We start from the raw sequence: 13254 nt of genomic DNA, 5'->3' as shown, positions 1-13254 counted from the left end.
GCTCGCTACAATAAATACAAACAGTAATTATTTATTGGAAAGGCAGGAGGGAATAAATAACATGAATAAGAAAAAGGTTTGGTTTATCACGGGTGCCGGTCGAGGTATGGGCACAAATATCGCGAAAGCTGCTTTGAACGCCGGACACAGGGTTGTGGCTACCGGCCGTAATACGGATGTGGTGGTAAAGGCGATCGGTGAAGAAGAGAATGTATTGGTCGTCCAATTGGACGTTACCCGGCCTGCTGATACACAATCCGCAGTCAAGGCGGCAATCGACCGGTTCGGGACCATCGATGTGCTGGTCAATAATGCCGCACACTTCTATGGGGGCTTCTTCGAGGAATTGACCCCGGACCAAATCGAACGTCAGCTGCAGGTGGCGTTGATCGGCCCCATGAACGTTACCCGGGCGGTGTTGCCTGTCATGCGCAAGCAGCGTTCCGGTCATATCATCTCAATCTCTTCGGGCGCCGGTATTTCCGGATTCGAATTTAATTCCGCTTATTGTGCATCGAAATTTGCGCTTGAGGGGTGGATGGAGTCGCTCACTCCTGAGGCAGCTCCTTTTGGCATTCATACGACCATTGTCAACCCGGGTTTTTTCCGTACGGAACTTCTTACGGAGACGTCGTCGACTTACGCTAAGCTATCGATCGAGGACTATGCTGAACGCAGAGCTAGTTATATGGCATTTTTTAATGAACAAAACGGGCAACAGTCCGGTGATCCGAACAAGCTTGCCAAGGCACTCCTCATGATTGCTAGCGAATCGCAACCACCGCGACGTTTCATCGCAGGCGCCGACGCGATAGGCATTGCAGAGCAGAAAATTGTCGACCTCCAGACGCAGATCAATGCCTATTATGATCTCTCGATGTCCATGGCCTATGACGACTAAACGAAATCAGTTGCTTGTCTATATATTGACTCTAGGTGTATTCGGTATCTTGAATACCGAGATGGGCGTAATCGGAATCTTGCCTTTGATAGCGGACCACTTTCATGTCAGCATCTCCACCGCAGGGTTAATCGTGAGTCTTTTTGCACTTGCGGTTGCCGTCTCTGGCCTAATATTGCCTTCATTGTTTTCGGGCATGAACCGCAAGACAGTCATGCTGCTTGTTCTTGGCATTTTTATTGCGGGCAACCTTGTCTCCGCCATCACAACAGACTTTACCGTGTTATTGATTGCACGTGTCGTTCCGGCTTTTTTCCATCCTGTTTATTGTTCATTGGCATTTACCGTCGCAGCGGCGTCCGGCAGCAAAGATGACGCTTCGAAGGCAGTGGCCAAAGTATTCGTTGGTGTGTCTGCAGGGATGGTGCTGGGCGTACCAGTCTCAAGTTTGATTGCCACAGCCACTTCGCTTGCTCACGCGATGTTGTTCTTTGCTACTGTAACGACAGTCGCATTCATCGCAACACTCCTATTCGTACCATCGATGCCTGTTGCGAAAAGGCTCTCTTACGGTACTCAGTTACGCGTATTAAGAAGATCCATAACTTGGCTCTCCATTGCTGCTGTGATCTTCATGAACGGAGCCGTATTCGGGGTGTACAGTTACCTTGCCGAGTATCTGAAAACCGTGACCAATTATGCCTGGAACACAATTAGTTTGATGTTATTCCTATACGGTGCGGCCAACATTGTCGGAAATATGATTGCAGGGAAGCTGCTTACAAATCATGCATTAAGAACAGTAAAGTCTTATCCATTTGCATTGGGAGCAGTATACATCATGCTTTTCATCATGGGACAGTTCAGTGTGCCAATGGCCTTCATTATTTTGATTTGGGGGGTATTGGGCGGCATAGGAGGCAACATTACTCAATATTGGATTGTGTCTGCAGCACCAGAGGCTCCTGAATTCGCGAATGGACTCTTTCTAACATCCACCAACTTGGGAACAACGATTGGTGCAAGTGTATGCGGATTATTCATATCAGGTTTAAGTACGCAAAACGTCGTACTTGGGGGAATCTTGTTCCTCATATTAAGCATCGCAGCAATTTATCCAAGGATTTCTATGTACAGTCGATTGGAGGTTTCCAATAATGCAGGATAAGCAGGCAGCTCTTGTCACAGGTGCGAATCGGGGAATCGGATATGAACTGGTCAAACAATTGGCTTCAATGGGGTTCAAGGTCATTTTGACAAGCAGGGATCCAAAGAAAGGGTCTGAAGCAGCGCAACGACTTGCCGATTCCGGATTGGATGTTTCGTTCGTCGTCATGGATGTCACAGATCAAGAAAGCATCACTCAAGCAGCAATGACCATCAACGAGACTGTTGGCCGTTTGGATGTATTGATTAACAACGCGGGCGTATATTTGGATGGAAATGCTAAGTTATTGACCATGGATCCTGAGATTCTAGAAAGGACGATGTCCACGAATTTCTTCGGCGTATACCATGTCATGCGTTCATTTATTCCGCTCATGGAAAAGCGGGGATATGGAAGGATTATCAATGTTTCCTCGGAATATGGAGCCATGAGTGCCATGTCGTCCGAAGGCGCAGGTGCGTACAAGATCTCCAAACTTGCAATGAATGCTTTGACCCGACTGGCAGCAGCAGAGGTCAGAGGAGATATCAAAATTTTTGCAGTCGATCCGGGCTGGGTAAGCTCGGATATGGGGGGACCCTCTGCTCCGAGAACTCCGAAACGCGCTGCCGAGTTGATCCTCCGGTTAGCGACGATGGGTTCGGAAGGACCTCGTGGTGGGTTCTTCAGAGATGGCAAACCAATCGATTGGTAAAAAAATCCGCGCGTTAGATAACTTGAAACAGAAAAAGGATCCGCCGAGGCGGATCCAATTACTATTATGATTGCTGCTCCAAACGCTCCACGCGCCTGCGGAGGCGTTCGACTTCATTGGACAAGCGTTCCACTTGACGTTCCAAGCGCGTTACCCTTCGGTCCAGGTTATCCGGTGCTGGCGGGCTAGGCGGAAAAGGCGGACCAGGCGGATACGGCGGAGCGGGTGGGAATGGCGGGCCGGGTATAGGGATGTACAGCGTTAATCCGACATAAATATAGTTAGGGTTCGTCAAGCCGTTTGCCTGCATAATCGCCTGAACGGACGTTCCGAATCTCGATGCGATCGACCATAGTGTATCGCCGGGTTGCACCACATAATTCATGAAATATTCCTCCCGATAAATGAATCCTTACCGAGATAGTGTATGTGCCTATGGCTTTTATTGATTGAGGCTAATGCCTATTTTTTGTAACAACATCTAGTTTGAGACTAAAGGTTACAAACCCCATTGCCCGTTACAATTTGTTTAAAGTTCTCTTGTATAGGTATTAACTTTTCGACAACAACCTCGGCAAGATCTTTTTTAAATGACCCGTATCCCTGACCTTCATAACGTTTTCAATGGTTTCGATGGAGTCTCCAGAGAAGACGGAGTAAATCTCAATGAGATTGCTTACAGCAGGCTTGTTATCCCAATCATAATGAACCAACATGTCAGAATCCGAGACCGCTTTGGCAAATTTTTTGCGAATATCGTCAGGTGAATTAAGAAGCAATACATAGCTGTTACGATTTGGATCTCGAATCGGTTGTTAAACCGAGCTGCCAGATCTCTGGTCAACTCACATTCACATACCCAATTGTACCGGACCTCGCACCAGACGCCGGCTCGCTTAAACAATTGAAATAAGTTACTACTTCCCAACCTAGCCATACTGTATTATTTTGGATAGAATTAGAATTACATATTTTGTTTTTAGCTTCAACTTCTTATTTTGAAAAAATGGAGTATAGTCTCCGAGGGGGAATAGGGATGAAATATTGAATTTGCATATGACACTCTTATTGTAGATATATAGTTTTGCTTGTTAGACATAATCTTTCGGTCAATGATACTTATTGCGTTTATTCAAGGATAGGTATGTGATGTATCATAATGCCCATGTTTTCTTCAAAATGGACGATGTTATTTTTGATGATTTACAATGTCCATGGCTAGGCTAACGTGGACATTGAATCCGTTATTTAGCCGTAAAACAGTTATTTTAATGCATTTTAAGGCGTATAGCAGATCCTATGTCCGCACAGTTTGCATTTTAGGCCTTTTTCACACAAATAGCGAATCCTATGTCCACATCCGCATATGCTAGCTACTTTACTCTCGCGCTCGTTTTGCTATCACTTCATACTCAATCTGGCATTATAGGTTTCATTGGTTAATCCAGACTGAATAGCACAGATCCTTAGCTAGGAATTAGTTCACGCTTGCCAAGAACTACAAAAACATAGGAGTGATCAGTGTGAGTGAAATTTTAAGTAAAGTAGGAGCCATTTTCATTCCAGTAAGTGATATTAGAAAAGGACGGGAATGGTATTGCTCCATTCTTGGTCTGGAGCCTGCGTTTGATATTATCTCGGGCCATTTATGTTGTATACCATTGGATAATAACGGCTTGAATCTGGTCTTAGACAGTCAGATTTACAATGAGGATTCATACTTTAGAAATCCTACCTTCCATTTTAACACTGATGATATACATCAGGCTTACCAATTCATGAAAGACCGTGGAGTTGAACTTGTTACAGATATAGAGAACGGTCATTGGTTTAATTTTAAAGATCCGGATGGGAACATGTTGATGATTTGTAAATGTTAAGAGAGATTCAAACTTTCCGGCGGTCTGTAAAAAATTTTTAAGCGAAAAATCAGGAAATAGGTATATGCCGTTATCGCATTGGTTATCTCCCCATAGACTGATGTTGTGATTCAAATACACATTAAAAATTATTGGGAGGAATCCAATGAAAAATTTCACCCATTACGTTATGTCAATGTATGCGAATTGCCGCTTGGAACGGGGTCGTTAACATGGAGCGATGTCCTGATTTGGAAAAGTGCCGAATGAAAATATGGAATCGATTTATAACTCTTCGTGCTCTTTATAATATCGAGATATCTTTTGATGAGTTCTGGTATGAATTTCTTGTCAGGTATATGGTGTTAGAAGAGCCCTCTTTAGAATTGGTTTCTGATGAAATTTGTACGGCGATAGAAAAACGTATTGCTTACTGAGTTTGTCAGCCAAATAAAGAAGAAGCCCACAAACCTATCGGTCGGTGGGCTTTTTGTCATACCCTTTGAGCGTGATAAAATAATAAAGTAATGACTGGAGTATTTATGATTTATTACCTAAGTCAATTTCGCGGAGGGAGAACCAATGAGAATACGTAAATTACACGAATCAGATGCTCAATTGTACCAAGAATTGCGATTGAGTTCGTTAAAAGTCAACCCAGAAGCATTTGGATCAACGTATGAGAGAGAGGTAGAATTTTCACTAGAAACTGTAGTAGAGCGATTAAAACCGGCTAAGGACAAATTTGTTCTAGGAGCTTTTGATGTTAGTGGTTCGTTAGTTGGAATTGTCACTTTTATACGTGAAAACAGCCTAAAAACGGCCCATAAAGGAAATGTTTACGGAATGTATGTAGCACCAGAAATGCGAGGGAAGGGTTTAGGAAAATCACTCATGTCTGAGTTAATAAGAAAGACAAGAGATTGCGAAGGTTTGGAACAGATTAATTTAACAGTTGTATCTAAAAACGACTCCGCAAAAAAGCTATACAAGTCCGTGGGATTCGAGGTTTATGGCACGGAACGAAACGCCTTAAAATTCAACGGGCAATATTTTGATGAGGACTTAATGGTTCTAAAACTCTAATGAGAAAATTCTCTAGGATAGGTGAATTTGTACCATTGAAAACAAAGTATGAAGATAATTACAAGGTCAATGGCATCACCACCATAGTACATTAACATCCCACCGGCTTCTGCTTGGTTTATAGGAACGCCAACAGGGGGATACGCATAGATAGACTTGGAAAGTATACCGTGACCCGCTAGAGCAATCACGAAGACGATCGCACGATAAACGAAACTTGATTGATGAGGGGTCGGGTCAACATAAATTAAGGAAGCTGTAAAAAGATAACCTGCAAGAAAAATGTGTATATGTACTAACACATGGAGTAGAATATTTTGCTGCATGGCCATATACAAGTCAGTTTTATAAAGTAACCATAGTCCTCCGATATTAAGGAGAGATGCAACGATTGGGTTGCTAAGTATACTCACTGGCCGGCTTCTTAGCAAGCGTGATAGACGTCTGGCTGCTCTAACGTTGAGTGTTAGCATGGTGAGAGTCATAGGTGCGGCTAATACCATAAGGAGCGGAGCAAGCATTCCAAGAAGCAAATGACTGATCATGTGGTCCGTGAAATCCATTTGGGCATGATTTGCCAAAGGACCAATGAGGGCAGCAGCGGCGCACATAACTCCCAAACTCCACAAAACGGTGCGATGTAGAGGCCATTGTTTATAACGGCGGCTTGATAAGTTTGCAGCAAAGATATACATAACCACTAGCAGTAAAAACGATAGTGACAAAATCAGCAAAGGTACTATCCCGTCTTTATGAGAAATAAGATCTCCAGCCCCATGATGAATGTGATCATTAATGTTCATGTCAAATGGTCTCTTCCTGTTGTTTATTGCTTCGTATGCGAACAATAAGGATGGTACCGGCAATAATCATAAGAACAGCAATGATGTTCCACAACAAGTCGTAGATAAGTACATTTTCTACGTACCGAATCTGGTGTATCCGCATCAATTTGTGTAGGATTGTACCGTCGTATAATTGAAAACCACCTGTGCCGAGCAAAACACCTCCCCACCAACACGTGAGCCACAATGCTTTTCGTCGCCGGAGATCAGCGAAAAGAAACAACCCTCCAACGGTCGCAAACCAACTAAAAGAATGAAGAAGACCATCCGATATTAGCCCTATATCGGTCGTGGACTTATCATAAAAATGATGCCAACGCAGTAATTGATGAAAAACCGTTTCATCAAAAAAGGCGGCTAGGCCAATGCCGAATAGAATGCCCGACCACTGATTGCGACGTGTATAAGAAAAGCGGGCTTGATATTTGCAATTATCGGATTTAGCAGACATAGAATTCTCCTGTGTAATTTTCTACTGTTCTTTCTCCAATATCCCCATCATTTATTAGCTATAAACAGGAAAAAAACAGATCGATCAGCACTAGATTATTGTTGGTTTTTTTTGTAAAATTATAAGTGAATAATGAAACAGTGTTTCATCTGACGGAATTTATGTGGAGGTGGATAAATTGTCATTTCAATTTTCCGGGATTGACCACGTTCAACTGGCAGCTCCTGAAGGTTGTGAACGGGAATCGCGCACGTTTTTTGTTGATTTGTTAGGTTGGATAGAAATCCCAAAACCTGAGAACCTGAAAAAGCGTGGTGGCGTATGGTTCCAATGTGGTACTCATCAAGTTCACATCGGTGTACAAAAGGACTTCATACCTGCCACAAAAGCTCATCCTGCCTTTCATGTACAGAATATCAACGCATTGAGAGACTACCTGATTCGGAATAATATTCCCGTAATTGATGATGTTGAAAGAGCAGATGAAGGTGTAATACGACTCTATTTGAACGATCCATTCGGAAATCGTCTTGAGTTCCTTGAATGGGCTTAATAAGCAGAGGAGTGGTCCACGATGAACAGTAAAGAAAGGTTTTCGGACCGGGTCGATAAGTATGTAAAGTACCGGCCGAGCTATCCGCAGGATGCCATTGCGTATTTGTACAATATCGTCGGCTTTCGGCCGGATTCAGAAATAGCCGACATCGGTGCGGGTACGGGTATTTTTTCAAAGCTGCTAGTGGAGCGTGGGAGTCATGTAATTGCCGTTGAACCTAACCTTGCCATGCGAGAAGCTGCAGAGAAGGAATTAGGAAGAGAACCGAATTACCATTCCGTGTCTGGATCTGCCGAAGCGACTGGCCTGCCTGACGGAACAGTAGATTTTATCGTCTGTGCACAGGCGTTTCACTGGTTTGACCGCTCCGCGGCGCAATATGAATTCCACCGGATACTTAAGCCGGGAGGGAAAGTCGTTTTGATCTGGAATTCCCGTTTGACACAAGGCACCCCGTTTCTGGAAGAGTATGAACAGCTGCTTCAAAAGTTTGGAACAGACTATGGAAAGGTCAAGCATACAAACCTTTCAAAGGAGTCGCTCTTTTCTTTTTTCAAGGATGGCGGGCCTCAGGAAGTCCGATTCACAAACGGTCAATCGTTCGATTTTGAACAACTACGCGGCCGATTGCTTTCGTCATCCTATAGTCCTTTGCAGGGACACCCGAATTATAAGCCCATGATGGCGGACCTGCGAAATCTGTTTGACAGGAATAATCGGGAGGGCAAAGTTTTGTTTGAATATGAAACCCAGGTGTTTTGGGGTGAGATTGTTATTTAGAAAACAGTTTTGTTAACATAAGGCTATATTAAGTTGGGGAGGTCTTAGATACGATGCTACTCGGTATTTCGAAGCTAATACCGCCAGATCTGCTGAAGATCATGATGGAGATGGGGCATGGGGACGAGCTTGTGCTTGCGGATGCTAACTTTCCCTCAGCGAGGGTTGCCCAGAGGCTTGTCCGCTGCGACGGGCAAGCGATGCCTGAGCTGCTCGACGCTATCCTGAAGCTATTCCAGTTAGATCAATATGTCGACCGTCCAGTCGCTGTGATGGAAGTTATGACGGGCGATACGGAAGGAATGCCGATTTGGAAGCAGTATGAAGAGATCATTCGCGCTCGTACAGGCCATGACGTTGGGTTCGAAATCGTGGAGCGGTTCGCTTTTTATGAGAGAGCACATAAGGGATACGCTGTTGTGGCAACGGGCGAAGTCGAGCAGTATGCAAACATCATATTAAAAAAAGGTGTTATTGTAGAATAGGCGTAATAACGAAAACAAACCGGAACCAAAACCAAGCGTTGCAAGCACCTGCTTTTGGTCCCGGATATACGTCATTATTTGAATCAACCGATAAATTCTTGAACCCAAGCTCCATTGTAATAAGCACAACCGAGTTTGGTAAAGCTGCTGTTCAATATGTTTGCTCTGTGACCCGGGCTGTTCATCCAGTCGTTCATAACCTGTTCAGGGCTCGATTGACCTTTTGCAATGTTCTCGCCAGCCGAGCGATAGGTAATTTGGAACTGGCGCATCATATCGAAAGGGGACCCGTACGTCGGAGAGTTATGATCGAAATAATTGTTTTGAATCATATCCTGTGCCTTAACCATAGCCATATTGGATAGCTTGTCGTCCATACTTAGTGAACCCAAGCCTGCTTTTGTTCGTTGTGCATTAACCAATTGCAAAACCTGCTGAGCAAATTGGGAAGCAGCTCCTGGCTGCTCGGCTGTAGGATTTGCTGCTGGTGTCCGATTTCCTGCAGGTACCCGATTGTCAGCTGGTGTCCGATTGCCTACAGGTACCCGATTATCAGCTGGTGTACCTGCCGGCGCCCGATCACCTACCGGTAACCAATCACCTGTAAACCAATCTGCTGGAAATGGATAAGGGGTCTGCTGCATCGAAAGCTTTTTCGCCCCCTGCGTAGCTGTTGAGGATGCTTGCGTTACGGTAGCTGATGGTGCAGCGGTTTGGCCTTGAGTTACGATACGGGATTGATTGGGAACGGATTGCCTGTTCGTCGTATTATCATTGACCGTACAGCCTGTTACCAGTAACAATGCTGCTAATGCGATATATTTCTTCAAGATTTAAACACCCCAATTCGTTAATTTGATGATCTTAACGAAGATTATAGTTCCCGCAATGGCAGGCGATATCCTAATGATTTTAAGACAGTTAATGGCTTTGCGTACTAAAATTGAAAAATAAAAAAACGGACAGTACGCCGCGGCGTAGTGCCCGTTTAGCTTATAAGTGCAGTTTAAAGGATTTCTTCACTAATGGGTAAAGCCATTTTACGCCGCTCGGCGTAAGTGTGTCAGCTATAAGGTGGGATAAGTATCCAAGCATAGATACGATGGCAATTCCTTCTACCTGCAGCTGCTTCTCCAGCCCCCAGCCGATTGCTCCCCAGATCGGAATAGCCCATATTGTATGAGTCATGCCTCGATGCTTGAGCCACGGCACCCAAGCTACGAATAACCCGAAGCCGATCAGCCAGTTCATCTGATAGGAGTAACCGGCATACATAAGGACGCAGCCAACGACGCTGACAAGCGTGTTGCGAATGAAGCCTTGCTTTGCAACGAGGCCGAGAAGAAATACGGCTGCTGCAACGCCTATGTACGCAGGTGATAAAGATTGCTCTGAGAAGAAATAATAGATGATAGCTCCAGCCAGCAGAATGCCGGAATAAAGCGTAAGCTCGCGAATGAGCTTGGACAGCTTGTTTAATTTGCTGTTAAGCATGCTTGTGCCGTCGAGATCAGCGCTTAATGCGGAGAAAGCAGCAATTGCAATATACAAAGCGGCATTTTCCAAAGTGAAAGGGTAGAAAACGGAAGCGGCCGCCCCGACGGCGGCTCCAATGGCTAAATGAGTCTTTCCTGTCATAATTCCTCCTATGTCTGACCATGTACGGTAGAAAATGAACATTCCTTTTACAGCTGCTCTTGATTAACCTGCTCGTTACGAACCATTTGCTCCAGCTTCTCTACAAGGCGATCGTGAGACGGGTCTTTTTTGCGAAAGCTGAACAATCGTTTCCGATTTTTCGCTTTAAGCAATTGGAGCAAGTAGAGCTTTTCTTTTAAAGTAAACATGTGGGCACATCGCCTCCGTTCTAATTGGGAGCAGCAGATGCTTTAATCTAAGTATAGAGGAAACAGCTGCAACATGGAAAGCGAACAGTTGCAAATAAAGGCTATATTTAGAAGACTGCACGTTCACTGCATCAACCGAATCATGCTATAATGTGCTTCAGGACATATACGGTTGGTGGGATGAAAATGGATAATCACGTTACCGCAGCCTGTGACGATACGTGCGCAGGTACGGAAGCAGACATAGACAGTGTAAAAAGCAAGCTGGTTAATGAAACAACGGCTATTGAGCTGGCCGATCTGTTCAAGGCGCTCGGAGATCCTACCCGTGTGAAAATGATACATGCTTTAGTACAATCGGAGCTGTGCGTGCATGATTTAACACAAGTGCTTGGTATGGGGCAGTCGGCTGTATCCCATCAGCTGCGATTGCTGCGCAATATGCGTATCGTCAAGCGCAGAAAGGTCGGAAAGACAGTTTACTATTCGCTTGATGACGATCATGTAGAGCAAATTTTCGTGCTGACGCTTCAGCATTTGAAGCATGAATAAAGAGTAGAGCAGGGTAAAGAAATGAAAACAAGGCTGTCCCTAAGGTCATAGACCATGGGAGGGCCTTGTTTTTTTGCGTCCACAAGATTGGCAGCCCCGTGGCTAGACTGGGAAATTACAGTAACTTTTGATTTATATGCTTCAAATGGGCTCTATGTTGGATAAATCCAGTAAAAAATGTTATCTAACTCCACTATGACCTTATAAAGACCGATTTTATCTGATTTCACTGTACAAACTCCATCATAGCCCCGTCACCCGTCGCAACCCCCCCCTATCCTGTACAAAATCCAAAGTAGCAGAGTGATCCATTCCGGCCATCTATAGATATCCTCCATTTTCCAAGATACTCGATAATTTTGGTCATACATGAAGCAATATGGTTATGAGCAAAATAGTGATGTTCGGCAGCCAATTGGTCAATTACAAACGTTAAGTAAAATTGAGAAAAATTTTTCTTGATTTTTAGTAAAATTAACGTATAATTTTGCTCAGTAGGCGAAATCGCTTACAGTTAGACTGTTGCTAGCTATATAAAGTAAATGTTGGGAAGTAAAATTTTTACTAAAGCTTCGCTTCATATACAACAGGCCGCTGCAGTCCACAATCATTAAGGGGGAACGGAAACATGTTGAAAGTATCCAAATTGCTTACCCTGCTTCTTATCGTATCGGTAGTGCTCGCTGCATGCGGCGGTAATAACGAGAACGAAGGAACGAATACTGGCGCAGGCGGTGCCGCGGACGAGAAGGTCGAACTGACTGCTTGGGCGTGGAACGTTAACGTTGGCGCATTAAACAGTGCAATGGAGCTATACAAGAAGGATCACCCGAACGTTGAGCTTAAGGTTGAAGATATCGGTCGTCTAGACGTTTACGACAAGCTGTCCACTGGCCTTGCTGCCGGCGGTGCAGGTCTTCCGGATATCGTATTGGTTGAAGATGACCGTATTCAAGGTTACCTCGAAGCGTTCCCGAAAGGCTTCGTGAACCTGTCTGAAAAAGGCTTTGACAACAAAGCTGACTCGTTCCCGGCGTTCAAGAAGGAGCTTGCATCGAAAGACGGCCAATTCTACGCATTCCCGTTCGATGCAGGTCCGACAGGTATGTTCTACCGTACTGACATTTTCGAGCAAGCTGGCGTGAATCCCGAAACAATTACAACTTGGGATGAGTTCATCGCCGCAGGCAAAACCATTAAAGAGAAAACCGGCGCTCAAGCGGTGCCAATTGACAAGTTTAAAGACGATGCTTTGTTCCGTATGATGCTTAACCAACAAGGCGTTTACTACTTCGATAAAGAAGGCAAAATCGATTTTAACAATCCTCAGGTTGTTAAAGCGATGGAAACGATCAAGGCGATGGGCGATGCCGACTTGGTTAAAGACGTAAACGGTTGGGATGGCACTGTATCCGCAACGATCGATGGCACTGTGGCAACTGTTCCGTTCGGAGCATGGTACTACGGCACGATCATTGACCAAGCGAAGGACGCAAGCGGCAAATGGGGCGTATTCCAGCTTCCGGCTTTCGAAAAAGGCGGCAACCGTGCTTCTAACCTTGGCGGCAGCAGCTGGATGATTCCATCCGAATCGAAAAACGCTGATGCGGCATATGCATTCGCAGAGTATTTTGCTACAACGGACGAAGTACAATTAATAGCAATGGAACAGCACGGTTTATTCCCTTCGTTGCAAACGGTGTATGAATCCGAGCTGTTCCAAAACGATGTAGAGTTTTTCAGCGGCCAAAAAATTTGGAAGCTGTTCAGCGAAGAGATGAAAGACATCCCTACTCCTTACTACACAAAAGATTACGCATTGGCACTAGATGAAGCAGTCAAAGCCCAAGCAGATACTTTTAACGGCAAAAACCCTGCTGATGCGCTTAAAGAAGCGGCGCAACGCTTGGCAGACCGTACGAAACGCGAAATCAATCAATAAATGAGGCTATTTTAGAAGCGGAGGGAGGTTTAGGCGCAGACCTAAATCTCTCCTCGCGTTTTATGTGAAATGGAATTGAAGGAGGGGC

Annotated in this window: 17 protein-coding genes; 10 read left to right on the top strand and 7 right to left on the bottom strand. The window is 44.7% G+C overall.

Going from position 1 to position 13254, the window contains the following annotated elements; all coding sequences use genetic code 11:
- Nucleotides 1–61: 61 nt before the first annotated feature.
- Genes DFP97_RS09815 through DFP97_RS09805 form a run of 3 tightly spaced genes read left to right on the top strand, consistent with a single transcriptional unit; the run spans nucleotide 62 to nucleotide 2763 of the window.
- Nucleotides 62–901, top strand: coding sequence for an SDR family NAD(P)-dependent oxidoreductase (locus tag DFP97_RS09815; protein ID WP_114379816.1), 840 nt, complete (start codon nucleotides 62–64; stop codon nucleotides 899–901).
- The gene (locus DFP97_RS09810) at nucleotides 891–2069 is read left to right on the top strand and encodes an MFS transporter (protein WP_114379815.1); all 1179 of its coding nucleotides are present in this window, start codon (nucleotides 891–893) and stop codon (nucleotides 2067–2069) included. Before DFP97_RS09815 ends, DFP97_RS09810 begins: the two co-directional genes overlap by 11 nt.
- Nucleotides 2056–2763 (top strand): SDR family oxidoreductase, encoded by a 708-nt coding sequence (locus DFP97_RS09805; protein WP_114379814.1) that lies wholly within the window; start codon nucleotides 2056–2058, stop codon nucleotides 2761–2763. The genes DFP97_RS09810 and DFP97_RS09805 overlap by 14 nt, the downstream gene beginning before the upstream one ends.
- Nucleotides 2764–2827: 64 nt before the next feature.
- On the opposite strand, the gene DFP97_RS09800 is transcribed toward DFP97_RS09805, so the two are convergent.
- Nucleotides 2828–3148: a LysM peptidoglycan-binding domain-containing protein gene (locus DFP97_RS09800; RefSeq protein WP_114379813.1), complete on the bottom strand. Its 321-nt coding sequence runs from the start codon at nucleotides 3146–3148 to the stop codon at nucleotides 2828–2830.
- Nucleotides 3149–3314: 166 nt separating this feature from the next.
- Nucleotides 3315–3542, bottom strand: coding sequence for a hypothetical protein (locus DFP97_RS31425; protein WP_245976045.1), 228 nt, complete (start codon nucleotides 3540–3542; stop codon nucleotides 3315–3317).
- Between the two features lie 744 nt (nucleotides 3543–4286).
- Here DFP97_RS31425 and DFP97_RS09790 point away from each other — a divergent pair.
- On the top strand, nucleotides 4287–4643 hold the full coding sequence (locus DFP97_RS09790) for a VOC family protein (protein ID WP_114379812.1): 357 nt from the start codon (nucleotides 4287–4289) through the stop codon (nucleotides 4641–4643).
- Between the two features lie 561 nt (nucleotides 4644–5204).
- Complete coding sequence (locus tag DFP97_RS09785; protein WP_114379811.1) at nucleotides 5205–5708, top strand: GNAT family N-acetyltransferase; 504 nt, start codon at nucleotides 5205–5207, stop codon at nucleotides 5706–5708.
- On the opposite strand, the gene DFP97_RS09780 is transcribed toward DFP97_RS09785, so the two are convergent.
- Both DFP97_RS09780 and DFP97_RS09775 read right to left on the bottom strand, forming a co-directional pair.
- Entirely contained in the window at nucleotides 5705–6511 is an 807-nt protein-coding gene (locus DFP97_RS09780) for a cytochrome c oxidase assembly protein (protein WP_114379810.1), read from the bottom strand. The genes DFP97_RS09785 and DFP97_RS09780 overlap by 4 nt on opposite strands.
- 1 nt (nucleotide 6512) lies before the next feature.
- Nucleotides 6513–7004, bottom strand: coding sequence for a DUF2243 domain-containing protein (locus DFP97_RS09775; protein WP_114379809.1), 492 nt, complete (start codon nucleotides 7002–7004; stop codon nucleotides 6513–6515).
- 178 nt (nucleotides 7005–7182) lie between these two features.
- Here DFP97_RS09775 and DFP97_RS09770 point away from each other — a divergent pair, with 178 nt between their 5' ends.
- From DFP97_RS09770 to DFP97_RS09760, 3 genes are read left to right on the top strand one after another with little or no spacing between them, the layout of a single operon-like run.
- Entirely contained in the window at nucleotides 7183–7557 is a 375-nt protein-coding gene (locus DFP97_RS09770; protein WP_114379808.1) for a VOC family protein, read from the top strand.
- A gap of 21 nt (nucleotides 7558–7578) precedes the next feature.
- Nucleotides 7579–8340 carry a class I SAM-dependent methyltransferase gene (locus DFP97_RS09765; protein WP_114379807.1) on the top strand — a complete coding sequence of 254 codons (762 nt, stop codon included), beginning with the start codon at nucleotides 7579–7581 and terminating at the stop codon, nucleotides 8338–8340.
- A 53-nt stretch (nucleotides 8341–8393) separates the two neighbouring features.
- The gene (locus tag DFP97_RS09760) at nucleotides 8394–8825 is read left to right on the top strand and encodes an RbsD/FucU family protein (protein ID WP_114379806.1); all 432 of its coding nucleotides are present in this window, start codon (nucleotides 8394–8396) and stop codon (nucleotides 8823–8825) included.
- 83 nt (nucleotides 8826–8908) lie between these two features.
- Here the strand turns inward: DFP97_RS09760 and DFP97_RS09755 are convergent, their stop codons facing one another.
- From DFP97_RS09755 to DFP97_RS30685, 3 genes are all read right to left on the bottom strand, one after another.
- Nucleotides 8909–9655, bottom strand: a complete 747-nt coding sequence (locus DFP97_RS09755; RefSeq protein WP_245976044.1) for a CAP domain-containing protein — start codon at nucleotides 9653–9655, stop codon at nucleotides 8909–8911.
- 163 nt (nucleotides 9656–9818) lie between these two features.
- Complete coding sequence (locus DFP97_RS09750) at nucleotides 9819–10463, bottom strand: metal-dependent hydrolase (protein WP_114379805.1); 645 nt, start codon at nucleotides 10461–10463, stop codon at nucleotides 9819–9821.
- 47 nt (nucleotides 10464–10510) lie between these two features.
- Nucleotides 10511–10672, bottom strand: a complete 162-nt coding sequence (locus DFP97_RS30685; RefSeq protein ID WP_181873436.1) for a hypothetical protein — start codon at nucleotides 10670–10672, stop codon at nucleotides 10511–10513.
- 186 nt (nucleotides 10673–10858) lie between these two features.
- Between DFP97_RS30685 and DFP97_RS09745 the strand changes: the two genes are divergently transcribed.
- Complete coding sequence (locus tag DFP97_RS09745; RefSeq protein WP_114379804.1) at nucleotides 10859–11224, top strand: ArsR/SmtB family transcription factor; 366 nt, start codon at nucleotides 10859–10861, stop codon at nucleotides 11222–11224.
- A 628-nt stretch (nucleotides 11225–11852) separates the two neighbouring features.
- Nucleotides 11853–13166 (top strand): ABC transporter substrate-binding protein, encoded by a 1314-nt coding sequence (locus tag DFP97_RS09740; protein WP_114379803.1) that lies wholly within the window; start codon nucleotides 11853–11855, stop codon nucleotides 13164–13166.
- Nucleotides 13167–13254 lie beyond the last annotated feature (88 nt).

Origin of the sequence: Paenibacillus prosopidis (assembly GCF_003337375.1) — a bacterium.
Lineage (GTDB): Bacteria > Bacillota > Bacilli > Paenibacillales > Paenibacillaceae > Pristimantibacillus > Pristimantibacillus prosopidis.
This window is presented reverse-complemented; position numbering and strand designations above follow the sequence as displayed.